This is a genomic window from Zhengella sp., assembly GCF_041397485.1.
GTDB lineage: Bacteria > Pseudomonadota > Alphaproteobacteria > Rhizobiales > Rhizobiaceae > Zhengella.
On sequence record NZ_JAWKWO010000006.1, the window covers coordinates 274,260 to 298,106 of the forward strand.

Here is a 23,847-nt window from a genome sequence, read left to right on the forward strand (position 1 = left end):
TCCGGGGTGTTCTGGCCATGGATGACGCTCTGTGCTATGGCGCTCGCAAGACAAGACAACAGGTCCGCCCTTGTGCAGGACCCGCCTGCCATGCAGGCACGATGATCGGATCCGGAAAACATGACGCTGTCCATCGACCTGACCAGCCATGAATCGCGGGCTGCCCTTTCTGCCCGCAGAAGCGAGGGGGAGAAGCCGTCGCTCGTCGGCATGAGCCGTGACGGCATGGCGCAGGCCCTGAAGGCCGTCGGCATCCCGGAGCGCCAGGTGCGCATGCGTGTCAGCCAGCTCTGGCACTGGCTCTATGTGCGCGGGGTGTCCGACTTCGCCCACATGTTCAACATCTCCAAGGACCTGCGCGCCAGGCTGGCCGAAAATTTCGTGATCGGCAGGCCGGAAATCGTCGAGGAGCAGATTTCCTCCGACGGAACCCGCAAATGGCTCCTGCGCTTTCCCCCGCGCGGTGCGGGCAAGCCGGTGGAAGTGGAGACGGTCTACATCCCCGAGGAAGGCCGCGGCACGCTGTGCATTTCCAGCCAGGTTGGCTGCACGCTCACCTGTTCCTTCTGCCACACCGGCACCCAGAAGCTGGTGCGCAACCTGACTGCCGGCGAGATCCTGTCGCAATTGCTTGTGGCACGCGACCGGCTGGGCGATTTTCCGGGCCACGACACGCCGGAAGGTGCCATCGTTCCGGTCACCGAGCGCAAGGTGACCAATATCGTCATGATGGGCATGGGCGAACCGCTCTACAATTTCGAGGAAGTGAAGACGGCACTGCTCATAGCCTCCGATGGCGACGGCCTTTCGCTGTCCAGGCGCCGCATCACCCTGTCGACCTCGGGCGTGGTGCCGGAAATCTATCGCACCGGCGAGGAAATCGGCGTCATGCTGGCCATCTCGCTGCATGCCACGACCGACGAACTGCGCGACGTGCTGGTGCCGATCAATAAAAAATATCCGCTCGAAAAGCTCATGCAGGCCTGCCGGGACTATCCCGGCCTGTCCAATGCGCGCCGCATCACCTTCGAATATGTCATGCTCAAGGGTGTGAACGACAGTTTCGAGGACGCCAAGCGTCTCGTGCAATTACTCAAGGGGATTCCGGCCAAGATCAACCTGATTCCCTTCAATCCCTGGCCGGGCTCGAACTACGAATGTTCCGACTGGGAGCAGATCGAGAAATTCGCCGACTTCATCAATGCGAACGGCTATGCCTCTCCCATCCGCACGCCGCGCGGGCGTGACATTCTGGCCGCCTGCGGGCAGCTCAAGAGCGAGTCGGAACGGCTGCGCAAGTCCGAGCGCCTGGCGCTCGAAGCGATGATGATCGCCGGCCACGGCGGCGAGTAGGCGCGCATGGCCGATGTCGGAGCCCTTCTCCTGCGCCTTGCGGGAATCACGCTGTCCTTCATCGTCGCGCTTGCGGCCGCCGGCTTCTTCTTCACGCTGGCCCTGTCCGGCATTCTCGATCCCGGCAGCGCGCAGAGCCTCGCCGAACACTGGTTCACGATCCTGCCGCTGGCTGTGGTGGTAACGGCGACAGCCGGATCGCTGGCGCTCGTACCCTTCTTCATCATCGTGCTGGTCAGCGAATATTTCGCCCTGCGCGGACTGGTGTTTCATCTGCTCGCCGGCACCGCGATCGGCGGCCTTGCCGTCTGGATGTACAATCAGCAGGCGGCCGACCCGACCGCGAAGGCCTTCGCCGTGGGTGCGGCGGCAGGCACCATCGGCGGCTTTGCCTACTGGTTGCTGGCCGGGCGGTCCGCCGGGCGCACGTTCGGCCGCATCGTCAACGGGCAGGGGTCATCAGGATCCTGACCGCGAAAGCGGAAAAGACACCGGCGAAAACCCAGTCGATGACGCGCGTGACAAGCGGTTTGCGCTTCAGGAATTCCGCCATGGAATCGGCCGCAAGGATCATCGGAACGATGATCGGCAGCGAGATCACGTTGAACATCAGGCCCAGGAAGAAGAATTTGCCGATGGCGTGCGGATCGCCCGCGGCTACGAATTGCGGCAGGAAGGTCATGAAGAACAGGATGATCTTCGGATTGAGCAGGTTGACGCCAATCCCCGTCAGGAAGTTGGTCTTCAGCGATTGCTGCCGGCCCTTGCCGCCTTTCAGGTTGAGCGACGAACCGTTGCGAATGGCATCGAAGGCAAGCCAGGCCAGATAGCCGGCGCCAGCGAACTTGAGCGCATTGAACGCCGCCGGCGCCGCCACCACCAGCGCCGACAGGCCCAGCGCCACCATGGCCGTATGGACCACCACACCGGTCAGGGTGCCTGCCATGGCGGCCAGACCCGCGCCCTTGCCCTGGCTGATCGCGCGCGACAGGAACAGCGACATGTCCGGCCCCGGCGTGATGGCCAGCACGATGCAGGCCACCGAGAACGTGGCCAGGACGGGAAGAGCCGGAATGAAATCCATGGGTCACCTGAACGTGAGAACCGGGCCGTCCTGCGGATGCCCTGCAGCAACGGCTTCACGTCGAGTGATGGGGCATGACAGGCGGTCTTGGCAAGTCCCCGCCGCAGCTTCACCCTGCAATCACGCGGCGATCGCTTTCATGTCCGCCACGGCTTCGGCCATGTCGAGCCGGCGGAGCACGATCGCCAGAAGATCCAGATCCACCGGGCCGAGCGCAATCATGGTCCGGTCGATATCCTCGCGGTGAACGCCCCTGTTCCGAAGCTTTGCCACTGCCTCGACAATGGCTTGTTCGGTGTCGAATCGCAGAGTGCCTGGCCGAGATGACATGCTGCCCCCTTCCCTGAGTTTCCGTTCAGGCCATCGAAACCGCCCGCACACGGCGGTTCGCGCCGGCCTTTCCTGTTCTTGTCTCCGGAATAGGACAAGAAATCGTTAACCATGCCCATGGCGTGTAAGCACCATGCCCGCGCCTGTGATCGGCACGAGGGTCTTACGCGCCGCGGTTTTCTCGGCTACAAGGCGCGCGAACGGTCCGGCTGGTTCGGGCAGCAACGCGGGCAACGAGACAGATTGAAGAAGTCGGCGAAATGGAACAGTGGAAAGACGTCAAGAAAGTGGTTCTGGCCTATTCCGGCGGCCTGGATACCTCGATCATCCTGAAATGGCTTCAGACGGAAATCGGCGCGGAGGTTGTCACCTTCACCGCCGATCTCGGCCAGGGCGAGGAACTGGAGCCGGCGCGCCGCAAGGCCGAGATGCTCGGCATCAAGGACATCTACATCGAGGACCTGCGCGAGGAATTCGTGCGCGACTTCGTCTTCCCGATGTTCCGCGCCAATGCGCAGTATGAAGGCATCTACCTGCTGGGCACGTCCATCGCGCGCCCGCTCATCTCCAAGCGTCTCGTCGAGATCGCCGAGGAGACCGGCGCCGACGCCATCGCCCATGGGGCCACGGGCAAGGGCAATGACCAGGTCCGGTTCGAACTGTCCGCCTATGCGCTGAACCCGGACATCAAGGTCATTGCGCCGTGGCGCGACTGGGCCTTCAAGTCGCGCACGGACCTGATCAACTTCGCCCAGATGCACCAGATCCCGGTCCCCAAGGACAAGCACGGCGAAGCCCCTTTCTCGGTCGACGCGAACCTGCTGCACTCGTCATCCGAAGGCAAGGTTCTGGAAGACCCTTGGGTCGAGGCGCCGGAATATGTCCACATGCGCACCATTTCCCCCATGGAGGCACCCGACACGCCGACGGAGATCACGCTGGAGTTCAAGCGCGGCGATGCCGTGGCGCTCAATGGCAAGGCGCTGAGCCCGGCCACGCTGCTGGCGGCGTTGAACGACCTGGCCCGCGACAACGGGATCGGCCGCATCGACCTGGTGGAAAACCGCTTCGTCGGCATGAAGTCGCGCGGCGTCTACGAGACTCCGGGCGGCACCATCCTGCTGGCAGCCCATCGCGCCATGGAATCGATCACGCTGGATCGCGGTGCCGCCCATCTCAAGGATGAGCTCATGCCCCGCTATGCCGAGCTGATCTACAACGGCTTCTGGTTCTCGCCGGAGCGGGAAATGCTGCAGGCGCTCATCGACAAGAGCCAGGAAGATGTCGAGGGCGAGGTGCGCCTGAAGCTCTACAAGGGCAATGTTCTGGTCACGGGCCGCCGTTCGCCGAAGTCGCTCTATTCGGATGAACTGGTCACCTTCGAGGACGATCACGGCGCCTATGACCAGAAGGACGCCGCCGGTTTCATTCGGCTCAACGCATTGCGCCTGCGCACGCTGGCAAAGCGCCGCCGTATCGGCTGAGGCGTGACAGGAGCAACCGGACAGGAGACAATGTCCATGTCGGAGCCGGTGAAAACGCGCCTCGTGCTGAGCTTTCCCGGCTTCGAGCCTGTCCCTGTCGCAGCACACCGCCGCCGCTTCGAGCGGGAAGGCGCGAAGGCCGCGCCGCTTTATGGCGCGAAGCTGCATGTCGGCGAGGCACGCATCGAGAGCGGGCCCGTGGATGTCGGCGTTTTCGACGTCGTGGCCGAGGGCGAGAAGAAGGACTGGCGCACCGAAACGACCGTGGTCGTCTACGGTCTCGCAGCGCTCAATGCGATGTATGACGAGCGGCCTTTCGCCAGCCGGCTGGTTTCCGGCCTTCGCGGTTATGGCGATTTCATTCTTTCGGGCGCGTTCTATCGCTATGGCCGCGTTGCCTGGCGTTATCTGCTTTTCGTGCTTTATCCGGTCATCCTGCTGGCCGCTGCCGGGCTGGCTGGCGGCCTGCTGGCCGGGCTTGTGAGCTTCGTCTGGCCGGACATGCCGGCCTGGGTCGGCTGGCTCATCGTGCTGGCCATGGTGATTTCCACCTTCATGCGCGCCGGCAAGCGCCTGCATCTGATGCTGTTCATCGATGACTGGGCTTTTTCGCGCGATTTCGTGCGCCGCCGCAACCCCGTCGTCGAAGAGAAGCTGGCCCATGTCATGGCCGATGCGCGCCGGCGGGTCGCGGAAAGCCGGGCCGACGAGATTCTGGTCATGGCGCACAGCTTCGGTGCGCCCAGCGCGATCGTGACCCTCGCCGATCTGCTCGAAAACGTGCCGCAGGCGAAATCGACCGGCCTTCTGACCGCCGGCTCCAGCCTGCTGAAATTCGCATTGCATCCTGCAGGCAGGCATTTCCGCGACGCGGTCGAGACAATCGTGGAACACGATGCGCCCTGGCTCGACGTGCAATCGCTGACCGATCCGCTGCATTGCTACGGTTCCGATCCCGCCCGGATGTTCTCCGCCAAGGCGACCGGACGCCAGCGCACCGGCAAGGTGCGGTTTCGCAACCAGCTTTCCCCGGAAACCTACAAGGCGATCCGCCGCGACATCTATCGCGTCCACCGCCAGTATGTATACGGCGTGGAAAGGCGCACGCCCTATTCGTTTCACATGATTGCGGCAGGGCCGGTTCCCTTTGCCGATGTGGTGGCGCGGGAAGGCCTTCCCGACAGCCTTTCAGCAACCGGAGAGCCCCGTTCATGAACTATTACATCCTGGGCCGGATCGTGTGGGGCATTCTGGGCGTCGGCTGGTACATCCTGCGCTATCCGCATGAGCGCCGCGTCAAGAAGATGAAGCTCTCGGTCGACCGCATGCCGGGCGCCGAGCGGTTGCGCCTGTCGCTGTCGATCACCGGAATCGGCGTCATCCCCGCTCTTTATGCGCTGACCGGCTTTCCCGCCTTTGCCGACCGGCCCGCCTGGCCGCTGGCCTTCTGGCTGGGAGCCGTCACAGCAGCGGCCGCGCTCGCCATGTTCCGCCTCACGCACAAGGCGCTCGGCCGCATGTGGAGCGTTTCGCTGCAACTCAAGGAAGGTCACAAGCTGGTCACCGAGGGCGTCTATGCCCGCGTGCGCCATCCCATGTACACGGCCTTCTGGCTGATGGCGATCGCGCAGGCGCTGTTGTTGCCCAACTGGATCGCCGGATTGTCCGGCATTGTCGCCTTCGGCTTCCTTTTCTTCACCCGCATCGGCCCGGAAGAACGGATGATGGAGGAAGCCTTCGGCGACGAATGGCGCGCCTATGCAGCCCGCACGAAAAGGCTTGTCCCCGGCATCTGGTAGGCGGTCACATCTCTGCGCCGATCGCAACACGCAGCTTGTAGACGGCAAACAGGACGCAGGCGGACAGGCCCATGAAGGGGATGAGCGTCGCCATGGCGAAGACAGGATCGCCCATCAGCGCCCCCAGCGAACCCATCGCCAGGCCCATGCCCATCTGCAGGAACCCCATCATGGCCGAGGCCGCGCCCGCCATGTGGCGGAAAGGATGCAGGCAGATGGTGGTCACAGCCGGCATGACGAAGGCGATGCCGATGGCATAGAGCGAAACCGGCGCCATGACCTGCCACAAGCCCGGTTCGACGACATGCATGGCAAGCTGGCCCAGGCCGCCCAGGCCCACCATGACAAGGCCGGGAATGACCAGCCGTTCGGCGGTGACCCGCGCCAGCAGCGCACGCACCACCAGCGCACCGACGAAGAAGGCGCCCGACTGCAGGACCATGGACAGGCCGAATTGCGCCGGTGTCAGGCCCACCCGCTCCATCAGGATGAAGGGCAGGAAGGTTGCCTGCGCATAAAGCGCGCCCGTGGTGAAGGCCAGGACCAGTGCCGTCGTCATGAAATGGGCATTGCCGACCAGGTGGAGATAGGCCGACGCCAGCGCGGCCGGCCTCAGCCGGCTCATGTCCGGCACAACCGTTTCATGCATGGCGAAAACCGCCGCACAGAACACGATCACGCCCAGTCCCGCCATGAGCAGGAAAATGGCATGCCATCCGGCTGCCTGCATGGTAAAGCCGCCGATGGTCGGCGCGATGGCCGGACCCAGCGCCAGCATGATGCCGATCAGGTTCATGATCCGCGAGGACTGCTCGTGGTCGAACAGGTCGCGCACCATGGCCCGTGCAACGGCGACGCCGGCCGAAGCGCCGATCCCCTGCAGGAACCGCGCGGCCAGCAGAACCTCGATGCCCGGCGCCGACAGCGCCAGAAGGCTTGCCGCGACATAGATCCCCATGAAGATCATCATCACCGGGCGGCGGCCCATGGCATCCGACAAGGGGCCGCCGACAAGTTGCGCAAATGCGAATCCGGCGAAATAGAGCGCCAGCGTCATTTTCACCGCCGATTCGGTGGTGCCGAAGGCCTGCACGATCTCCGTCATCGCCGGCGTGTAGAGCGCCATCGAAACCGGTCCGACAACCACGAACAGGGCGCCCAGCAGCGAAACCCTTCGCTCGGTCATGACCGGCCTGTAGCCGGCGCCCGAGGGCGACCCTTCATGCCGCATCGCTGGCCTCCACGCCCTTTTCGCAGAGATTGGACCGGACCCGCTTCAGCGCGGCCTTGAGCTGCTCCCATTCCTCGTCTTCGAAACCGGCACTGGCCTGCGCCCGAATGGCCCGGCCTGTCGCGCCAATGGCATCAAGCACGGCATCGGCGGCAGGCAGGAGCGTGACGATCTTCGCCCGTCGGTCGGATGGATCGGCTTGGCGCGCGATCAGTCCCTTGCCTTCCAGCCCGTCGAGATGGCCCGAAAGCGTCATGGCTTCCACGCCGATCTGCTCGGCAAGCCGCGTCTGGCGCACAGGGCCCGTTCGGGCCGCGAATGCCAGGACACGCGCCTCGCCCGGCGTCACACCGATGCCTGAACGCGCATGTGCCCGGTCCATGGAAGCCCGGATGAGGCGGGAAATGTCGTTGAGCAGAAAGCCCAAGGCATCCGGATCGATCCCCGGCATGTCTTCAACTCCAATAGTAAGGTGACCTTATTATAAGGATGTTTTAGGTTTTTCGGATCAGAAGTCAAGCATTGCCACCGGCCCCCGCGCCGCCTACATGCGCATCGATTTCCCGAATGGAGAAAACCCGTGACGATCGATCTTGCTTCCCACCCGCTCACGGCTTGGACCGGCCCGCTCGGTCTGCCGGACTATGGCGCCATTCGCACGGAGGATTTCGCGCCCGTTTTCGATGCCGCGCTCGCCGCGCATGCCGCGCAGATCGCCACCATTGCGGCAAATCCGGCCACGCCGACGATCACCAACACACTGGCGGCGCTGGAACTGGCCGGCGAAGAACTCGGCCACGTCGCAGCCATCTTCTGGGGCCTCGCCGGTGCCCACACCAACCCGGACATCCAGGCGCTGGAACGCGACCTGGCGCCGAAGATGTCGCGCCACTTCTCAGCCATCTCGATGAACCCGGATCTGTTTGCGCGCATCGACGACCTCTGGAATCGCCGCGCGGATCTCGAACTGGATGGAGAAACCGCGCGCGTCCTGGAATTGACCTGGAAAGGCTTTGTGCGTTCCGGTGCGAAGCTCGACGATGCAGGCAAGGCGCGCCTGGCGGAAATCAACGAGAAGCTGGCCGGTCTGGGTGCGGCTTTCGGCCAGAACGTGCTGGCCGACGAGGCCGGCTGGGCGCTCATCCTTGACGACGCCGATGTCGAGGGCCTGCCGGATTTCCTGACCGCCGCAATGGCCGAAGCCGCGGAAAGCCGGGGCGAGAAAGGCCGCTATGCCGTCACCCTGTCCCGCTCGATCTACGAGCCCTTCATGACGCTGTCGCTGCGCCGCGACCTGCGAGAAAAGGCATTCCACGGCTTCACCATGCGCGGCCAGAATGGCGGCGAGCATGACAATTCCGCCATCGTGGCCGAAACGCTGGCGCTGCGCGCCGAAAAGGCAAGGCTGCTCGGCTATGAAACTTATGCGGCGCTGAAGCTGGACAACACCATGGCCAAGACGCCGGATGCTGTCATGGGTCTGCTGGAACCGGTCTGGGACATGGCGAAGGGAAAGGCTGCCGCGGACGCGGCGGAGCTGCGCCGCATCGCCGCCGCCTCCGGTCACAATCACGAGATCGCCGGTTGGGACTGGCGCTTCTTCGCCGACCGGCTGCGCGCCGAACGCTATGCCTTTGATGAAACCGAACTGAAGCCCTATCTCCAGCTCGACAACATCATCGCCGCCTGTTTCGACGTGGCCAACCGCCTGTTCGGCCTCTCCTTCGAGGAAAAGCCGGACCTGAAGGTCTGGCACGAGGATGCCCGCGTCTTCGAGATCCTCAATGGCGACGGCACGTCGCGCGGTGTTTTCATAGCCGACTATTTCAACCGGCCGACAAAGCGCTCCGGTGCCTGGATGAGCGCCCTGCAATCGGCCCACAAGCTGGAAGGCGGCCAGCCGCCGATCATCTACAACGTGATGAATTTCGCCAAACCGGCGCCCGGCAAGCCTGCCCTGCTTTCCATGGACGAGGCCCGCACCCTGTTCCACGAATTCGGCCACGCCCTGCACGGCATGCTGACCGAGGTGACATGGCCCTCCGTTTCCGGCACGTCGGTGCCGCGCGACTTTGTCGAACTGCCCTCGCAGCTCTACGAACACTGGCTGACCGTGCCGCAAGTGCTGGAAAAACACGCTCGCCACGTGAAGACCGGCGACCCCATGCCCCGCGCGCTGATCGACAAGCTGACCGCCGCGCAGGCCTTCGACCAGGGCTTTGCCACCGTCGAATTCACCGCATCGGCGCTGATGGACATGGCCTATCACCAGCAAGCGGACATGCCCGCCGATGCCATCGCCTTCGAGGCCGAGACCATGGCGAAACTGGGCAAGCCGGAAGCCATCGCCATGCGCCACCGCACGCCGCATTTCGCGCATGTCTTCGCCGGCGACGGATATTCAGCCGGCTATTATTCCTACCTCTGGTCGGAGGTGCTCGACGCCGATGCCTTCGCGGCGTTCGAGGAAACCGGCGATCCATTCAACCCGGACCTGGCGGAAAAGCTGAAGACGCACATCTATGCCGCCGGTGGATCGGCCGATCCGGAAGCGCTCTACACCGCCTTCCGCGGCAGGATGCCATCCGTCGATGCCATGCTGAAGGGCCGCGGCCTGGCCGTGCATTCCGAACGCGAGATGTGATCCCGGCGGCTTCGCGGCACGCCCTTTCATGAAAAAGCCCGGACGGTGACGCCCGGGCTTTTGTCCAGATCGGACAGGCCGTGAAGCGGCTCAGGCCGCCTGCTTCTTCGGCTGGATCAGGCCACGCGCCACCAGCAATTCGGCGATCTGCACCGTGTTGAGCGCCGCGCCCTTGCGCAGGTTGTCCGAAACCACCCACAGCGCCAGCCCGTTCTCCACCGTCGCATCCTCGCGGATGCGGGAGATATAGGTGGCATCCTCGCCCGCCGATTCATGCGGCGTGATGTAGCCGCCGTCCTCGTGCTTGTCGATCACCTGGCAGCCGGGCGCCTCGCGCAGGATGTCGCGGGCCTCTTCCGCCGTGATCGGCTTCTCGAATTCCAGGTTGACGCTTTCCGAATGGCCGATGAAGACCGGAACGCGCACCGCCGTGCAGGTGACCTTGATCTTCGGATCCAGCATCTTCTTGGTTTCGGCCAGCACCTTCCATTCTTCCTTGGTGTAGCCGTCTTCCATGAACACATCGATATGCGGGATGACGTTGAAGGCGATCCGCTTGGTGAACTTCTTGGCTTCCACCGGGTCGGACACGAAGACCGCGCGTGTCTGGTTGAACAACTCGTCCATGCCTTCCTTGCCGGCGCCCGAAACCGACTGGTAGGTGGACACGACGACGCGCTTGATCGTGGCCGCGTCATGCAGCGGCTTCAGCGCCACGACGAGCTGCGCCGTCGAGCAGTTCGGATTGGCAATGATGTTCTTCTTGCGGAAGCCTTCCACCGCGTCCGGGTTCACTTCCGGCACGATCAGCGGCACATCGGCGTCGTAACGCCAGGCCGAGGAATTGTCGATGACCACGCAGCCCTGCGCGGCGATCTTCGGCGACCATTCCTTGGAGATGGAGCCGCCGGCCGACATCAGGCAGATATCGGTGTCGGAAAAGTCGTAGGAATCGAGCGCCTTCACCTTCAGCGTCCGGTCGCCGTAGGAGACCTCCTGGCCGACCGAGCGGCGCGATGCCAGCGGCACCACCTCGTCGGCGGGAAAGCCGCGTTCTTCCAGGATATTGAGCATTTCACGGCCCACATTGCCCGTGGCGCCGGCGACTGCAATCTTGAAACCCATGTTCGTGTCCGTCCTTGGATCGGGTGTCGCTTCCCTTTTTGCGTCCGGCCCGCGCTTCGACGCGGGCCTTTCGCCTTCCCGGTCTGTCCCGGGAAGCGTCAGGGATCAGGCCAAGAAGGATCAGACCGTGGTGGCGGTCGTTTTTTTGGCCATGGTTTTGGTAAGGCGGGGCGCATGCATGGCACTGGCCGGTGCTGCCACCGTCCCGCGCGTCATGAATGCAATGTGGAAGCCGTACATCGGTTCCCGTCCCGTTTCTCGCATCGTCGTTTTACGGTGTTTGGAAAAAGAGTCAATCTTTGCCTTGATCGATCGATGACCGGTGAACCGTACCCGCCCGCCGGATAATGACAGCACGCACGAAACCTTCTCTCAGCCCCGCCCGCTCCGCACTGCGCGCACCGCACCGCGCCGGAAAACCGCTTCAAGCCGTTGGCACAGCTGGCACATCCGGCGATGCAGGCTCAGGCCAGTCAGGCGGAAGCCGCGGCGGGTCACCGGCCAGCCCCGGTCATCGAAGGAGAAAAGCACTCCGGCGGCGGCCAGTTTCCAGGCGCACCAATAGGAGAACCAGACGCCCAGTGCGAGCCCGGCAATCACGTCGCTGGCATAGTGAACACCAACCATCAGCCGGGAGAACCCGAACCAGAAGGCGGCAACGACCATGGCCAGCCGCATCCGGGGAAACAGCAGCGCGACAGCCGCGCAGAAGGCCCCGACCGTGGTCGAATGACCGGACGGGAAGCTGGCGTGAACGGCCTGGAAAGCCATGCTGTGGAAAGAAAGCAGCCCTTCGCAATGATAGAGAGCGGGACGCGCGCGGCCGATCAGCAGCTTCAATCCCGCCGCGATCAGCCCCGAACCGGCAATGGCGACGAGGAAGAACCACGCGACGGCAAGCCATGCGGCGGCAAGGCGGCGCTGCGCCCGCTTGAGCCTGTTCCAGTCGAGGCCCAGCAGAAACAGGACAGCCAGGGCGGACAAGGTGATGTATCCACCGGATTTACCGAAGTCGGTGATGCAGGCGGAAATGCGGAAACCGGTCGAGGCCGTATCGGGACGATGCTCGCCGACCAGCGGGTCCAGCGCGTGAAACGCGAGAACAGCCAGGGCGATGGTGACCACAGCCATTCGCCGCCAGCTTGGCGCCTCCCGCGGCTTGAACCGCGGCTGCCGGCGGATCATTCTGCACCATGCCGCGTTTCCGTTCGCAGCAATACGCAGCGCGCAGGCCACCGCTGCCTCCGAAACCGCCGCTGCCAGGCCATGCAGAGCCGTGACCGGGCTGCCAGGTTCGGCCATCCGATTCGCCATCGTCGCTTGTCCCCCTTCGTTCAGCCGCCTTCTTTCACCGGTTCTTGAAGGAGAGATGACAAAAGCCGACCGCGCGGGCGCGATCGGCTTTGCTGGCGCGGCATTGGCGGCCGTATCAGGCCGCCAGCGTCTTGAACTGTTCCAGGATCGCGTCGCCCATCTGCGACGTGGAAATCTGCGTGCAGCCTTCCGACATGATGTCGCCGGTGCGCAGGCCCTTGTCGAGCACGTCGGCAATGGCCTTTTCCAGCCGGTCGGCCTGGTCGATCATGTTGAACGAATAGCGCAGGCACATGGCGAAGGACGCGATCATGGCGATCGGATTGGCGATCCCCTGGCCCGCAATGTCCGGCGCCGAACCGTGCACCGGCTCGTAGAGCGCCTTGCGGCTGCCGGTCCTGGCATCGGGCGCGCCCAGCGAAGCCGAGGGCAGCATGCCGAGCGAACCGGTCAGCATGGCCGCGACATCCGACAGCATGTCGCCGAACAGGTTGTCGGTCACGATCACGTCGAACTGCTTGGGCCAGCGCACGAGCTGCATGCCGCCGGCATCGGCCAGCATGTGCGTCAGTTCGACATCGGAATATTTCGCCTTGTGCGTCTGCGCGACCACTTCCTTCCACAGCACGCCGGACTTCATCACGTTGTGCTTTTCCATGGAGCAGACCTTGTTGGACCGCGTCCGCGCCAGTTCGAAGGCCACGCCGGAAATCCGCTCGATCTCGAACGTGTCGTAGACCTGCGTGTCGATACCGCGCTTCTGTCCGTTGCCGAGATCGATGATCTCCTTCGGTTCGCCGAAATAGACGCCGCCGGTCAGTTCGCGCACGATCAGGATGTCGAGACCCTCGACCACCTCCGGCTTCAGCGACGAGGACGCCGCCAGCGCCGGGTAGCAGATCGCCGGTCGCAGGTTGGCGAACAGTTCCATTTCCTTGCGCAGGCGCAGAAGCCCGGCTTCCGGGCGCACCTCGTAGGGGACGCCATCCCACTTCGGCCCGCCGACCGCGCCGAACAGCACCGCATCGGCGGCCATGGCCTTGGCCATGTCCTCTTCCGAGATGGCCTGGCCGCAGGCGTCATAGGCCGAACCGCCCACGAGCCCTTCCTCGGTCTCGAAACCGGCGCCGAGTTCGTCATTCATGTAGGCGATGAGCTTGCGCACCTCGGCCATGGCCTCGGGGCCGATGCCGTCGCCGGGAAGAAGAAGAAGCTTGCGCGATGCCATGGACGTGAAACCCTCCGAAACTGGTAAAATGTCGCGTCTTGCTATCCCTCCGGCCGTTTCAAGGCAAGTCGCATTCCTGCCGTCATCCATGCAATACTGCGTATGGATGCGTGAAGAATCATGGAGTCCCGCATGTTTGCTGCCAATCTGCGCATGGCCGGCCTGGTCCTGGCCGTCGGTGTACCCTGTGTTTCCTTGCATGCCGCGGACTATGGCCCGCCGGTCGATTGCGAACTGGGGCAAACCTGTTTCCTCCAGCAGATGCCCGACATGGATCCCGGCCCCGGCGCCGCCGATCCCTATTGCGGACCCGCCACCTATGACGGCCATACCGGCCTCGACATCCGCATCCGCTCCATGGCCGACATCGCGCGCGGCGTCCCGGTTGTCGCCATGCGGGCCGGCATCGTGCAGGGCGTTCGCGATGGCGAGGCCGACCGCCTTGTCCGGACCGACGGTGACCGCAAGGCCATCAGCGACCGCGAATGCGGCAATGGTGTCCTCATCGACCATGGCGAGGGGGCGGTGACGCAATACTGCCACCTGCGCACCGGCTCTGTCCGGGTCCGCAAGGGACAGACCGTCACCCGTGGCCAGCAGCTTGGCGAGGTCGGCGCCTCGGGCCTGGCGCAGTTTCCCCATGTCCATGCCGAGTTGAGGATTGACGGGAAGCCGGTTGACCTGATGACGGGGCGCCGGCTGGATGCCGGCTGCGACGGAGATCTGGCCAATGCCCGCCCCTTGCTTGAGGAAAATTATGCGGCCCGGCTCGGCGATGGCGATGCCACGCTGCTGGATGCCGGCTTCGCCGCCGGTGCGGTCGACCATGACGCACTGGCCGAAACCGGGGCTCCACCGGCACCCGACGGCAATGCGAACGCCCTGACCGGCTGGGCCTGGCTGGCAAACCTGCGCAAGGGAGACCGGGTGCGCCTGCGTCTCGAGGGCCCGGCGGGCGGCGTCATCGCCGATGTCACCTCCAAGCCGATGAACCGGGCCAAGGCCACGTGGTCCGCCTTCGCGGGAAAACGCGGCAAGCCGGCAAATGGCCCCCACACCTTGCGCATCGAGGTCCTGCGCGACGGAAAGGCGATCCGGGGCGCCGAACGGACGATCACCATCGTCCGGTGAAAACCGCTGTCAGGCCCGCTTTCGTGCCGTGACTTCGATCTCGACCTTCATTTCCGGTTTGATCAGGCCCGCAACCACCATGGTCGCCGCCGGGCGGATATCGCCGAAATGCTCCCCCGTCACCTTGAAAACGGCATCGGCATGGGCTGCGTCGGTCACATAATAGACCGCCCGGACCACATCGGCCAGCGTGAAACCGCCCTCCGCCAGCGCCCTTTCGATGGTCGCGAACGCATTTCGCGCCTGCTCTTCCACGCTGTCGGGCATGGTCATCGTGGCATAGTCGTAGCCGGTCGTTCCGGAAACGAAACAGCTATCGCCGTCGATGACGGCGCGGCTGTAGCCGGCCTGCTTCTCGAAGGGCGAACCGGTGGAAATGAGCGTGCGCATGGCATGGGTTCCGCGGATGGCGCCGGTTCAGCCACGCAAGGCATGCCCGGCTCTGGATGGACTATTGAGGCTTCACGATGGCGCCGACGATGCGCCGGACAAGCGGATTGACGAACAGCACCATGGGGAAGGCGAGCGACCAGGATGGCAGCCATGCCGCCAGCCAGAGCGCAAGGAACCCCGGATCCGCGCCCCGCGCCAGAAACACCGAAAGGCCCGAGACCATCAACGACATCATGCCGGTCAGGAGCAGGCCGAAGGCAAGCGGCTCGAACCGCCGCGGCAGGAACGGTCTCATCCGCGCTGTCCCGGCAGGGTCAGGCCCAGGGGCGCGTTTCCGCCGACGTCTTCTCGAACGTGTCGATGGCCGAGGCCTTCTCCAGTGTGAGGCCGATATCGTCCAGGCCGTTGAGCAGGCAATGGCGCTTGAACGGGTCCAGTTCGAACGTGATGACGCCGCCATCGGGACCGCGGATTTCCATGGCTTCGAGATCGACCGTGAGCGTGGCATTGGAACCGCGCTCGGCGTCGTCCATCAGCTTGTCGAGTTCTTCCTGGCTGACCTTGATCGGCAGGATGCCGTTCTTGAAGCAATTGTTGTAGAAAATGTCGGCGAACGACGTGGAAATCACGCAGCGGATGCCGAAATCGAGCAATGCCCAGGGCGCGTGTTCGCGCGACGAGCCGCAGCCGAAATTGTCACCGGCCACCAGGATTTGCGCTTGGCGGTAGGCCGGCTTGTTGAGAACGAAATCCGGATTTTCCGAGCCGTCCTCATTGTAGCGCATTTCCGAAAACAGGCCCTTTCCGAGCCCCGTGCGCTTGATCGTCTTCAGGTAATCCTTCGGAATGATCATGTCCGTGTCGATATTGACGATCGGCATCGGTGCGGCAACGCCGGTGAGCTTGGTGAACTTGTCCATGGCCGTTTCCCTGAAAACTGTCTGGCTTGCGCTTTAGCAAAGGCGCGCCGAATTTCAAAGAGGCTGCCGCATCATCCGTGCAACGCGTTTCACGTGAATCGCGCCGGCTGTCGGAAATCAGATCACGTTGAGTTCTTTCAACGCCACGCCGGCCGCGATCCGGTCATGGGAAAAGCGCGACAGGTCGATCGTCCGGTAGGCGCCGTGAACGATGCGTTCGGCTATGGCATTGCCGGCCGCCGGCGCCTGCTGCAGGCCGTGGCCGGAAAACCCGTTGCAGAACCAGAAATTCGTCACATCGGCATGAGGGCCGATCACCGCATTCTGGTCCAGCGTGTTGTAGTCATAGTGCCCCGCCCAGGCGCGGCCCGGTTTGATTGCCTCGAAGGCAGGCACGCGCGCGGCCAGAACCGGCCAGATCACGTTTTCGAACAGGTCCCAGTCCGGTTCGAAATCGGCCTCGTCGGCCCGGCTTTCGGCCACGCTGTCCTCCGCGCCACCGCAAATGTACACGGAGCCTTCCGGGCGCACATAGACGCCGGTCGGATCCACCATCAACGGCATGTCGTCGAATTGCGCCTTGCAATCGAAGACGAAGACCGAGCGCTTGCGCGGTTCCACCGGCAAGACGATGCCGGCCATGGCGGCGATCGCCCCGGCCTGCGGCCCGCCCGCATTGATGAACGTACCGCACTCCAGATGCGCACCGCTTTCCAGCCGGACCGTCCGCACGTCGCCACCCGCCACATCGAGGCCGCAAACCGTGCCGGTCACGGCATCGACATCCCGGCCCTTCAACGAGCGGCGGAACAGCGCCAGTAGATGATGCGCATCGAACCAGCCTTCGCCACTCACGCCATAGGCGCCCGCGGCAATGCCGCCCGTGTCGAGCCAGGAAAACCGCTTCGCCAGCGCCCCACCGTTTTCCAGCACGATATCCGCGCCGGCGGCCATCTGCACCGCGTGGTTGGCCTCAAGGATGGGCAGGCCGTCCTCGCTCGCCAGGATCAGGTAGCCCTTTTCGCGAAAGGCAATGTCGGCATCGTCCCCGAAATGGCTGTTCAGATCCCGGAAGAAATCAAGCGTGAAGCGCGAGAGCGCGATGTTCTCGGCAATCGAGAACTGCTGCCGGATGGAGGCGCAGGAAAGCGTGGTTGCCGCGCGGGTGAAAGCGGGATCCCGCTCGACCACGGCGATGGATCCCTCGAACCCGTGTTCGCGCAGGAACCAGGCGATGGAAGAGCCCATGATGGCCCCGCCCGCGATCACGATATCGTAGGTTTGCATGCATGCCGCTCCGCGCAATTGCCGCCCCGGCTTTGGTCCGGCGCTTGCCGGGAGTGTCAGCAGAAAAGCACGCCGATGGAAAGGGGGGCCATGCAATTTGCCTTGCCCCGGCACGAGATCGGCGGCTAGATCAGGGGATGACGCAGGAAACGCTACGACCCCGCCGCGCGGTTCTCTATGTGCCGGCTTCCAGTCCCAAGGCCCTTGCCAAGGTGCCCGGCTTGTCTGCCGATGCGGTCATTTTCGATCTGGAGGATGCCGTCGCGCCAGGGGAAAAGGACGCCGCCCGCGAGGCGCTGCGTCAGCATTTCCGCGAGCATCGCGACGCGCCCTTCGAGCGAATCATCCGCATCAACGCGCTGGCCGGCGAATGGGGGGCGGAGGATCTGCTGGCCGCGCGCGGCTGCCGCCCGGACGGCATTCTCCTGCCAAAGGTGGATGGCCCGGGTGACGTGCTCGACGCCGCCGATGCACTGGCCGAGACCGATGCGCCCGGCTGCATCGCGCTGTGGGCCATGATCGAGACGCCGCGCGCCATGCTGAACCTGCCGGCCATTGCCGAGCTGGCGCGCAATCCGGGCGCACGCCTCGCCTGTTTCGTGGCCGGAACCAACGATCTGGTCAAGGATACGGGCATTGCCATGACGCCCGGTCGCGAATACCTGCGCCCGCTTCTGTTGCAGATGGTGCTTGCCGCACGCGCCGGCGGCATCACCGTTCTGGATGGCGTTTCCAACCAGTTCCGCGATCTGGACGCCTTCACCGCCGAATGCGTACAGGGCGCGGCCCTCGGCTTTGACGGCAAGACGCTGATCCACCCGGCCCAGATCGAACCGGCGAGAACAGCCTTTTCGCCCACGCCCGAGGCGATTGCCGGCGCGCTGGCCATCCGTGCGGCCTTCGCCGAACCGGCCAATGCCGGCAAGGGGGTGATCTCGGTGGACGGGCGCATGATCGAACGGCTGCACCTGGACCAGGCCGAGCGCCTTCTGGCGCGCGCCGGCCTTCGCATGGGGAATGGAGAATGAAACTTTACCGCTTTCTGACCGGCGCCGACGACGCCGCTTTCTGCCACAAGGTGACCGCGGCGCTGAACAAGGGCTGGATGCTGCATGGATCGCCGACCTATGCCTTCAATGCCCTGACCGGCACGATGCAATGCGGCCAGGCGGTGATCAAGGAAGTCGATGGCGTGGATTACGAACCGGACATGAAGCTGGGCGAATGGTGAACGAGGCGCTGATCGGCAGCCTGACGGCCTTGCGCCGCGAGCTGCACCGCAATCCCGAAATATCCGGCGACGAGGGCTGGACGGCGGCACGCATCGCCGACGCATTGAAGCATTGCGAACCGGATCACCTTCTCACGGGCATTGGCGGCCATGGCGTCGTCGCCATATGGGAGAGCGGCAGCCCCGGACCCTCTGTCATGATCCGCAGCGAACTGGATGGCTTGCCGATCATCGACAAGGCGCCGGTCGAGTGGCGCTCGACCATCGAGGGACGCGGCCACCTGTGCGGCCATGATGGCCACATGGCCATTCTCATGGGCCTTGCACGCCAGCTTCACGCCCGGCCCATCGCCAGGGGCCGCGCCATCCTGCTCTACCAGCCGGCCGAGGAAAACGGGGCCGGCGCCGCCGCCATGCTGGCCGATCCGCGCTTCGCCGGGATACGGCCCGACATCGCCTTTGCCCTGCACAACCTGCCCGGCATGGAAAAAGGTGCCGTCGCCATCCGGCCAGGCCCCATGTGCTATGCATCCGAAGGCCTGTCCATCCGCCTGACCGGGCGCACGTCCCACGCCAGTCAGCCGGAAGCAGGCCTCAGCCCTGCTGCCGCCATGTGCGAACTGGTCGATGGCTTGCCGCGCCTGCCTGCCACGCTCGGGCATCCTGCCGGCCAGTCGGTGGTGACACTGGTTCATGCCCGCCTTGGCGAGGAGGCCTTCGGCATTGCGCCCGGCGAGGCCCATGTCATGGCCACGCTGCGGGCGATCGACGATGAAAGGCAGGACGCGCTGATGCAGGCGGCCCGCGCCATGGCTGAGGCCGGCGCCGGGCGCCACGGGCTGGAGATCGCGATGGAAACGGCGGACGGTTTTGCCGCCAATGTCAACGATGCAGCCGCTGTGGCCCATGTTGAATCGGCCTTTGCCAGGCTCGGCCTGACGGTCATGCCGCTAGCGGGTCCGTTCCGCTGGTCGGAGGATTTCGGCCGCTTCGGCCAGGCCTGCCCGACGGCCATGTTCGTTCTGGGGGCCGGCGAGGACCATCCGCCGCTGCATGCGCCGGACTACGACTTTCCCGACAGCATCATCGCGCCCGGCATGGCCGTGTTCGAACAGGTGATTCGCGATCTCTGCGGCGCGGCTTAACGCCGGTCAAGGCAAATGGCCATGTTGACCGGCATCTTCAAATGGAAGGCCGCGGCGCGGCGCGGAAAGGGAGATGAGACATGGGGCGGAATTTTCTGGGTGTCTGTGCCATTGCGGCGGGAGTGGTCTTGCCAGCTGTTCCGGCGCAGGCTGGCGATTGCACGGGTTACGTGGTGGGTGTGCGGCCGATCTCGCAATACGACCATGACCGTGGCAACGGCTTCCTTGCCGTGCGCACCGGTCCGGGCACGCGCTACCGCCAGATCGGCGAACTCTATGCCGGCGATGAAGTCTCGGTCTGGGATCGTGCCGGCAACTGGTATCAGGTGGCCTGCATGGCGGGCGACTGCACCGATCCCTATTGGGGCCGGCCAAGCCCGCGCGGCTGGGTTTCTGCGCGTTATATCGACGCGATTGGCGTCTGCCCGTGAGGGAACAGGAAAACCGGCCGGTTCAGCCGGCCAGCCGCCGCGCCCGTTGCGGCGCTTCGCCATCGCGCATCAGCAGGGCCATGGCCTTCAGGTAATCGACCGGCTTGGCCAGCAGAGGCGGGTTTTCAAGGCCCGTCTGCTCGATCGTGTCCAGGCTGGCGCCTGAGACGAGAAAGAAGGGCAGGCCGGCGGCCCTGAGCGCATGGGCAACCGGAGTCACCACGCCATCGGGCAGGTTGAAATCGAGTATGGCCCCGTCCACATCCTCCAGCAGCAGGATGCGTTGTGCCTCGGCGACGCTTTGCGCCAGGATGACGGCATAACCGGCCGCCTCGGCCTGGGTGGCAGCATCCATGGCAAGCCACGCGTCGTCTTCCACGATAAGCAGGGTCGGCTTGTGCATGGCACTCCCTTTCGTCCCTTGATCCCGTATGTCCCGACCGCTCAACGCCGGAAAATGCGAGAGGTTTCCCCTGCCTGCCGATGGTCGGGCAACATGGTTAACGAAGGGTTCAGCCTGTGCTTGAAGGCGGGGGGAAAAGCGGCGGTTTCAGCCTGCCTGTTCCTCGATACGCGCCATGTCGTCATCCGACAGCCCGAAATGGTGGCCGATCTCGTGGATGAGGACATGGGTGACAATGTCGCCCAGCATCTCGTCGCTCTCCGCCCAGTAGTCGAGAATGGCACGCCGGTAGAGCGTGATGCGATTCGGCCCCTCGCCTGTCTGCGGGTTCCACCGCTCCGCAATGCCGCGGCCCTCGAACAGGCCGAGCAGGTCGAACGGGGTTTCCAGCGCCAGCGCATCGAGGATTTCTTCCTCGGGAAAATCCGCCACCTGGATCACGATCTCGCCGGTAAGGGCCCGGAACTGGCCGGGAAGATGCGCATAGGCCTCCATCGCCATCAGCTCGATCTCTGCGAGCGTGGGCGCGGCGGCTGTCTGCCAGTTGCGGGTTGCGTAAATGCGGGCCATCACCTTTTCCTGTCCGGCCCATATAGGCGCTTTTGCCTCCCGTTTGAAGCACGTGCCCCGGATTCAGCCCTGCGGCCTGTTCATGGCATGGAGAAGAATCTTTTCCTGCCCGCTTGACTCCGGGGGGCAGCTCTGGAATCCATAAGAACATAACAGGAACATTTAAGGCGGCGACCTGCCTGGCACTGCAATCGCAGGCCGGAGGATCGCTTGTCCCTTGCCTTGATCACAGGGCCTGAAGAAAGGACACGCGCCATGGCCACCCGCGCCGTGACGGAGGAGCTTTTGCGCGATCTGCGCCGGCGGATTGCGGCCATAGAGGATGAAACGCCCCGCCTCCGGCAGGTTGAGGCGGAAACGCCCAGCCATGGCGAAAACGCCACCGGCGGCACGCTCCTGCGTGAGCACGGCCGCCCGGTGGAAGGCTTGCGCCATGCCCGCGCCGAACGGGTGTCCACGGGCGACGGGTCTGCCGACCGGTTGCTGGGCGGCGGCTTGCCGCTGGCGGCCCTGAGCGAGGTGATCGCGCCTGAAACCCGGGATGCGGGCGCGGCGGCAGCGCTGGCGCTCGGTCTGGCGCTGCGGGCGCATCGCGCCCGCAAGACGGGCGCGCCGCAGGCGCCGCTGCTCTGGGCCACGACCCGCCAGGCCATGGCCGAGGCCGGCATGCCCTGGGCGCCGGGACTGGCCGGCCTGCTGGGACTGGAGCCGCATCGCCTTCTCGTCGCCGAGGTCCCCCGCCTTGCCGATCTCCTGTGGATCGCGGGCGAGGCGGCGCCGCTGGCCGGCCTGTCTGCTGTCATCGTGGAGATGCGCGGCAATCCTGCCGCCTGCGACCTGACCGCCACGCGCCGCCTGCACATGCGCGCCCGTCAGGCCGGCCGGCCCGTGATCCTGCTGCGCCAGGCCGCGCGCGCTGAGGCCAGCGCCGCCCTTCTGCGCCTTCTGGTGCGCGCTGCGCCCTCGGCCCCGGCAAGCGCCTTCGGGGTGATGATCGAAGGAACGATCGGCAATCCGGCCTTTTGCCTGACCGTTGACAAGGGCGCCAACGAAACCTGTGACCTGACACTGGAGTGGAACCGCGATGACCAGCGATTTGTCCTGCACCCCGGCGCACCGCTGCGCCGGAAACCCGTTCAGCGGCCGCCGTATCCTGGCGCTGTGGTTTCCCTGCCTGCCCACCGACCGGATTCTGGCCGCCCGCCACGACCGGATCTCACGGACCAGCACGTCCGCCGGCGCGGCTGAACGCCCGCCGCTGGTGCTGGCCGAAACCATGGCCAATACGCAACGCCTTTCCGCCTGTTGCGAAAAGGCAGCCGGCCTGGGGCTTGTCCCCGGCCTCGGGCTGGCGGCCGCACGCGCCATGCATCCGGCCATCGAGGTCATGCCGGCCGACCCGGCGGCCGATGCGCGGTTCCTGAACCGGCTCGCTCTTTGGGCGACACGCTACACTCCGCTTGTCGGGCTGGATGGAACCGACGGCCTGTTTCTCGACATTGCCGGCTGCGCCCATCTCTTCGGCGGGGAAGAAGCCCTGATGACGGATGCGGTTGCCCGCGCCCGCGCGCTCGGACTGGCCGTGCAGGCCGGCTTGGCCGCGACGCCGGGCTGCGCCTTTGCCGCGGCCCGTCTGCGCCCCGGCACCATGGTCGCACCCGGCGCCGAGGCGGATTTCATGGCACCCCTGCCGCTTTCGGCCCTGCGCCTCGAACCGAAGGCCGAAGCCGGCCTGCGCGCCGTTGGCCTTTCCACCATCGGCCGCCTGTCGGCCCAGCCGCGCGCCGCCATTGCGCGGCGTTTCGGCCAGGCCGTCATCGCCCGTCTCGATGCCGCTCTGGGGCATGCCGGCGAAGCCGTGTCCCCGCTCATGCCGGTCGCCGATCTGTCCGCCGAACGCCGCCTCGCCGAACCGGTCATGCTGAGCGAACATGTCGAGGAGATCGCGCTGGGCCTGGCCCGGGCGCTGAAACCGGCGCTGGAAGAGCGCGGTCAGGGCGCACGCCGGCTGGAACTGGCACTCTGGCGCACCGATGGCGCGGTGAAACGCCTGGCCGTCGGCACGGCGCGGCCATTGCGTGAGCCGCGCGCCATTCGCGACCTGTTTCGCGAGCGGCTCGCGGCGCTGGACGGAACGCTTGATGCCGGCTGCGGTTTCGAGATCCTGCGCATGTCTGTCCTTGCATCCGCACCCTTCGGCGAAAGCCAGCGCGATCTTGCCGGCGATCCGGCAGACGGTTCGGATGCCGTCGCGGCATTTGCCGAACGCGCGGCGGCACGCTTCGGCCCGCAGGTCCTGCTTGCGCCCCTCATGCGGGAAAGTCATTGCCCGGAACGCAGCGCGCCTCTCTTTCCCTCCACGCAGATGGGCGGGTCGCCATCGCGCCCCGTTTCCGGCAACCTGGCGCTCAAGCCCGCTGTTGCAGCCCATGCGCCATGCGCGCCAAGGCCCGTGCGCCTGCTCGCCAGCCCCGAACCCGTCGATGCCATTGCAGGCATTCCCGACGGTCCGCCCGCCTCCTTCCGCTGGCGCCGGGTGCATTACCGCGTTGCCCGCGCCGAGGGACCGGAGCGCATGGGCCCGGAATGGTGGCGGGATTCCGCGGATGCGCCGGTGCGCGATTACTGGCGCGTGGAAGACGACACGGGCCGCCGCTTCTGGCTCTACCGGGCCGGTTCTTACGAGAGCGCGGCACAGGTGCGCTGGTTCATGCACGGCTTCTTTGCCTGAGGACATGCCCGCC

27 protein-coding genes are annotated in these 23,847 nt (G+C 65.1%); 13 read left to right on the forward strand and 14 right to left on the reverse strand.

The features are described from left to right. Positions 1-120: 120 nt before the first annotated feature. Positions 121-1,353, forward strand: coding sequence for a 23S rRNA (adenine(2503)-C(2))-methyltransferase RlmN (gene rlmN, locus R3D65_RS18405; RefSeq protein WP_371276741.1), 1,233 nt, complete (start codon positions 121-123; stop codon positions 1,351-1,353). Between the two features lie 6 nt (positions 1,354-1,359). Beyond that, the gene (locus tag R3D65_RS18410; RefSeq protein ID WP_371276742.1) at positions 1,360-1,824 is read left to right on the forward strand and encodes a hypothetical protein; all 465 of its coding nucleotides are present in this window, start codon (positions 1,360-1,362) and stop codon (positions 1,822-1,824) included. Here the strand turns inward: R3D65_RS18410 and R3D65_RS18415 are convergent. Together R3D65_RS18415 and R3D65_RS18420 are read right to left on the reverse strand one after the other, a co-directional pair. Further along, complete coding sequence (locus R3D65_RS18415) at positions 1,796-2,437, reverse strand: LysE family translocator (RefSeq protein WP_371276743.1); 642 nt, start codon at positions 2,435-2,437, stop codon at positions 1,796-1,798. The two genes, R3D65_RS18410 and R3D65_RS18415, sit on opposite strands and share 29 nt — an antisense overlap. 120 nt (positions 2,438-2,557) lie before the next feature. Then, complete coding sequence (locus tag R3D65_RS18420; RefSeq protein ID WP_371276744.1) at positions 2,558-2,767, reverse strand: hypothetical protein; 210 nt, start codon at positions 2,765-2,767, stop codon at positions 2,558-2,560. Positions 2,768-3,027: 260 nt separating this feature from the next. Between R3D65_RS18420 and R3D65_RS18425 the strand changes: the two genes are divergently transcribed. From R3D65_RS18425 to R3D65_RS18435, 3 genes are read left to right on the forward strand one after another with little or no spacing between them, the layout of a single operon-like run. Beyond that, positions 3,028-4,251 carry an argininosuccinate synthase gene (locus R3D65_RS18425; RefSeq protein ID WP_371276745.1) on the forward strand — a complete coding sequence of 408 codons (1,224 nt, stop codon included), beginning with the start codon at positions 3,028-3,030 and terminating at the stop codon, positions 4,249-4,251. A 36-nt stretch (positions 4,252-4,287) separates the two neighbouring features. Next, complete coding sequence (locus R3D65_RS18430) at positions 4,288-5,466, forward strand: hypothetical protein (RefSeq protein WP_371276746.1); 1,179 nt, start codon at positions 4,288-4,290, stop codon at positions 5,464-5,466. After that, positions 5,463-6,050, forward strand: coding sequence for a protein-S-isoprenylcysteine O-methyltransferase (locus R3D65_RS18435; protein WP_371276747.1), 588 nt, complete (start codon positions 5,463-5,465; stop codon positions 6,048-6,050). Before R3D65_RS18430 ends, R3D65_RS18435 begins: the two co-directional genes overlap by 4 nt. 4 nt (positions 6,051-6,054) lie before the next feature. Here the strand turns inward: R3D65_RS18435 and R3D65_RS18440 are convergent, their stop codons facing one another. Next, positions 6,055-7,281 (reverse strand): multidrug effflux MFS transporter, encoded by a 1,227-nt coding sequence (locus R3D65_RS18440; protein WP_371276748.1) that lies wholly within the window; start codon positions 7,279-7,281, stop codon positions 6,055-6,057. Further along, complete coding sequence (locus R3D65_RS18445) at positions 7,271-7,732, reverse strand: MarR family winged helix-turn-helix transcriptional regulator (protein ID WP_371276749.1); 462 nt, start codon at positions 7,730-7,732, stop codon at positions 7,271-7,273. Before R3D65_RS18445 ends, R3D65_RS18440 begins: the two co-directional genes overlap by 11 nt. Positions 7,733-7,861: 129 nt before the next feature. Here R3D65_RS18445 and R3D65_RS18450 point away from each other — a divergent pair, with 129 nt between their 5' ends. Continuing rightward, positions 7,862-9,925: a M3 family metallopeptidase gene (locus R3D65_RS18450; RefSeq protein ID WP_371276751.1), complete on the forward strand. Its 2,064-nt coding sequence runs from the start codon at positions 7,862-7,864 to the stop codon at positions 9,923-9,925. Positions 9,926-10,015: 90 nt separating this feature from the next. Here the strand turns inward: R3D65_RS18450 and R3D65_RS18455 are convergent, their stop codons facing one another. From R3D65_RS18455 to leuB, 4 genes are all read right to left on the reverse strand, one after another. Continuing rightward, positions 10,016-11,050 carry an aspartate-semialdehyde dehydrogenase gene (locus tag R3D65_RS18455; protein WP_371276752.1) on the reverse strand — a complete coding sequence of 345 codons (1,035 nt, stop codon included), beginning with the start codon at positions 11,048-11,050 and terminating at the stop codon, positions 10,016-10,018. A gap of 120 nt (positions 11,051-11,170) precedes the next feature. Then, positions 11,171-11,407: a hypothetical protein gene (locus R3D65_RS18460; RefSeq protein WP_371276754.1), complete on the reverse strand. Its 237-nt coding sequence runs from the start codon at positions 11,405-11,407 to the stop codon at positions 11,171-11,173. A 15-nt stretch (positions 11,408-11,422) separates the two neighbouring features. After that, positions 11,423-12,181, reverse strand: coding sequence for a phosphatase PAP2 family protein (locus R3D65_RS18465; RefSeq protein WP_371276756.1), 759 nt, complete (start codon positions 12,179-12,181; stop codon positions 11,423-11,425). A gap of 298 nt (positions 12,182-12,479) precedes the next feature. Continuing rightward, positions 12,480-13,592 (reverse strand): 3-isopropylmalate dehydrogenase, encoded by a 1,113-nt coding sequence (gene leuB, locus R3D65_RS18470; protein WP_371276758.1) that lies wholly within the window; start codon positions 13,590-13,592, stop codon positions 12,480-12,482. A 132-nt stretch (positions 13,593-13,724) separates the two neighbouring features. Between leuB and R3D65_RS18475 the strand changes: the two genes are divergently transcribed. Next, positions 13,725-14,723 carry a M23 family metallopeptidase gene (locus R3D65_RS18475; protein WP_371276760.1) on the forward strand — a complete coding sequence of 333 codons (999 nt, stop codon included), beginning with the start codon at positions 13,725-13,727 and terminating at the stop codon, positions 14,721-14,723. 9 nt (positions 14,724-14,732) lie between these two features. Here R3D65_RS18475 and R3D65_RS18480 read toward each other — a convergent pair whose 3' ends face one another. The 4 genes from R3D65_RS18480 to R3D65_RS18495 all read right to left on the reverse strand — a co-directional run bounded on the left by R3D65_RS18480 (position 14,733) and on the right by R3D65_RS18495 (position 17,323). Continuing rightward, positions 14,733-15,113 (reverse strand): RidA family protein, encoded by a 381-nt coding sequence (locus tag R3D65_RS18480; RefSeq protein WP_371276762.1) that lies wholly within the window; start codon positions 15,111-15,113, stop codon positions 14,733-14,735. Between the two features lie 61 nt (positions 15,114-15,174). Beyond that, on the reverse strand, positions 15,175-15,411 hold the full coding sequence (locus tag R3D65_RS18485) for a DUF2798 domain-containing protein (protein WP_371276764.1): 237 nt from the start codon (positions 15,409-15,411) through the stop codon (positions 15,175-15,177). Between the two features lie 19 nt (positions 15,412-15,430). Next, positions 15,431-16,036: a 3-isopropylmalate dehydratase small subunit gene (gene leuD / locus R3D65_RS18490; RefSeq protein ID WP_371276766.1), complete on the reverse strand. Its 606-nt coding sequence runs from the start codon at positions 16,034-16,036 to the stop codon at positions 15,431-15,433. 117 nt (positions 16,037-16,153) lie between these two features. Continuing rightward, positions 16,154-17,323, reverse strand: coding sequence for an NAD(P)/FAD-dependent oxidoreductase (locus tag R3D65_RS18495; RefSeq protein ID WP_371276767.1), 1,170 nt, complete (start codon positions 17,321-17,323; stop codon positions 16,154-16,156). Between the two features lie 137 nt (positions 17,324-17,460). On the opposite strand from R3D65_RS18495, the gene R3D65_RS18500 reads away from it, so the two are divergent. The 4 genes from R3D65_RS18500 to R3D65_RS18515 all read left to right on the forward strand — a co-directional run bounded on the left by R3D65_RS18500 (position 17,461) and on the right by R3D65_RS18515 (position 20,130). Beyond that, the gene (locus R3D65_RS18500; protein ID WP_371276768.1) at positions 17,461-18,351 is read left to right on the forward strand and encodes a CoA ester lyase; all 891 of its coding nucleotides are present in this window, start codon (positions 17,461-17,463) and stop codon (positions 18,349-18,351) included. Next, positions 18,348-18,554: a DUF1737 domain-containing protein gene (locus R3D65_RS18505; protein WP_371276769.1), complete on the forward strand. Its 207-nt coding sequence runs from the start codon at positions 18,348-18,350 to the stop codon at positions 18,552-18,554. The genes R3D65_RS18500 and R3D65_RS18505 overlap by 4 nt, the downstream gene beginning before the upstream one ends. Next, positions 18,548-19,699, forward strand: a complete 1,152-nt coding sequence (locus R3D65_RS18510) for an amidohydrolase (RefSeq protein WP_371276770.1) — start codon at positions 18,548-18,550, stop codon at positions 19,697-19,699. The genes R3D65_RS18505 and R3D65_RS18510 overlap by 7 nt, the downstream gene beginning before the upstream one ends. An 80-nt stretch (positions 19,700-19,779) precedes the next feature. Then, positions 19,780-20,130 carry an SH3 domain-containing protein gene (locus R3D65_RS18515; RefSeq protein ID WP_371276771.1) on the forward strand — a complete coding sequence of 117 codons (351 nt, stop codon included), beginning with the start codon at positions 19,780-19,782 and terminating at the stop codon, positions 20,128-20,130. Between the two features lie 22 nt (positions 20,131-20,152). Here R3D65_RS18515 and R3D65_RS18520 read toward each other — a convergent pair whose 3' ends face one another. Continuing rightward, positions 20,153-20,533 (reverse strand): response regulator, encoded by a 381-nt coding sequence (locus R3D65_RS18520; protein WP_371276772.1) that lies wholly within the window; start codon positions 20,531-20,533, stop codon positions 20,153-20,155. 147 nt (positions 20,534-20,680) lie between these two features. Beyond that, entirely contained in the window at positions 20,681-21,103 is a 423-nt protein-coding gene (locus tag R3D65_RS18525; protein ID WP_371276773.1) for a metallopeptidase family protein, read from the reverse strand. Positions 21,104-21,358: 255 nt separating this feature from the next. Here R3D65_RS18525 and R3D65_RS18530 point away from each other — a divergent pair, with 255 nt between their 5' ends. Together R3D65_RS18530 and R3D65_RS18535 are read left to right on the forward strand one after the other, a co-directional pair. Next, positions 21,359-22,351 (forward strand): hypothetical protein, encoded by a 993-nt coding sequence (locus R3D65_RS18530; protein ID WP_371276775.1) that lies wholly within the window; start codon positions 21,359-21,361, stop codon positions 22,349-22,351. Between the two features lie 13 nt (positions 22,352-22,364). Beyond that, a complete protein-coding gene (locus R3D65_RS18535; RefSeq protein WP_371276850.1) occupies positions 22,365-23,834 on the forward strand; it encodes a DUF6504 family protein in 1,470 nt (489 codons plus the stop codon). The last annotated feature ends 13 nt before the right edge of the window (positions 23,835-23,847 follow it).

Coding starts and splice junctions, on each gene's coding strand:
- R3D65_RS18485 (WP_371276764.1), bottom strand. CDS start 15,411: ATGAGACCGTTCCTGCCGCGGCGGTTCGAGCCGCTTGCCTTCGGCCTG.
- R3D65_RS18465 (WP_371276756.1), bottom strand. CDS start 12,181: ATGGCTGTGGTCACCATCGCCCTGGCTGTTCTCGCGTTTCACGCGCTG.
- R3D65_RS18505 (WP_371276769.1), top strand. CDS start 18,348: ATGAAACTTTACCGCTTTCTGACCGGCGCCGACGACGCCGCTTTCTGC.
- R3D65_RS18410 (WP_371276742.1), top strand. CDS start 1,360: ATGGCCGATGTCGGAGCCCTTCTCCTGCGCCTTGCGGGAATCACGCTG.
- R3D65_RS18430 (WP_371276746.1), top strand. CDS start 4,288: ATGTCGGAGCCGGTGAAAACGCGCCTCGTGCTGAGCTTTCCCGGCTTC.
- R3D65_RS18495 (WP_371276767.1), bottom strand. CDS start 17,323: ATGCAAACCTACGATATCGTGATCGCGGGCGGGGCCATCATGGGCTCT.
- R3D65_RS18510 (WP_371276770.1), top strand. CDS start 18,548: ATGGTGAACGAGGCGCTGATCGGCAGCCTGACGGCCTTGCGCCGCGAG.
- R3D65_RS18455 (WP_371276752.1), bottom strand. CDS start 11,050: ATGGGTTTCAAGATTGCAGTCGCCGGCGCCACGGGCAATGTGGGCCGT.
- rlmN (WP_371276741.1), top strand. CDS start 121: ATGACGCTGTCCATCGACCTGACCAGCCATGAATCGCGGGCTGCCCTT.
- R3D65_RS18475 (WP_371276760.1), top strand. CDS start 13,725: ATGTTTGCTGCCAATCTGCGCATGGCCGGCCTGGTCCTGGCCGTCGGT.
- R3D65_RS18520 (WP_371276772.1), bottom strand. CDS start 20,533: ATGCACAAGCCGACCCTGCTTATCGTGGAAGACGACGCGTGGCTTGCC.
- R3D65_RS18530 (WP_371276775.1), top strand. CDS start 21,359: ATGGCCACCCGCGCCGTGACGGAGGAGCTTTTGCGCGATCTGCGCCGG.
- R3D65_RS18420 (WP_371276744.1), bottom strand. CDS start 2,767: ATGTCATCTCGGCCAGGCACTCTGCGATTCGACACCGAACAAGCCATT.
- R3D65_RS18435 (WP_371276747.1), top strand. CDS start 5,463: ATGAACTATTACATCCTGGGCCGGATCGTGTGGGGCATTCTGGGCGTC.
- R3D65_RS18525 (WP_371276773.1), bottom strand. CDS start 21,103: ATGGCCCGCATTTACGCAACCCGCAACTGGCAGACAGCCGCCGCGCCC.
- R3D65_RS18425 (WP_371276745.1), top strand. CDS start 3,028: ATGGAACAGTGGAAAGACGTCAAGAAAGTGGTTCTGGCCTATTCCGGC.
- R3D65_RS18500 (WP_371276768.1), top strand. CDS start 17,461: ATGACGCAGGAAACGCTACGACCCCGCCGCGCGGTTCTCTATGTGCCG.
- R3D65_RS18415 (WP_371276743.1), bottom strand. CDS start 2,437: ATGGATTTCATTCCGGCTCTTCCCGTCCTGGCCACGTTCTCGGTGGCC.
- R3D65_RS18445 (WP_371276749.1), bottom strand. CDS start 7,732: ATGCCGGGGATCGATCCGGATGCCTTGGGCTTTCTGCTCAACGACATT.
- R3D65_RS18515 (WP_371276771.1), top strand. CDS start 19,780: ATGGGGCGGAATTTTCTGGGTGTCTGTGCCATTGCGGCGGGAGTGGTC.
- R3D65_RS18440 (WP_371276748.1), bottom strand. CDS start 7,281: ATGCGGCATGAAGGGTCGCCCTCGGGCGCCGGCTACAGGCCGGTCATG.
- leuB (WP_371276758.1), bottom strand. CDS start 13,592: ATGGCATCGCGCAAGCTTCTTCTTCTTCCCGGCGACGGCATCGGCCCC.
- R3D65_RS18480 (WP_371276762.1), bottom strand. CDS start 15,113: ATGCGCACGCTCATTTCCACCGGTTCGCCCTTCGAGAAGCAGGCCGGC.
- leuD (WP_371276766.1), bottom strand. CDS start 16,036: ATGGACAAGTTCACCAAGCTCACCGGCGTTGCCGCACCGATGCCGATC.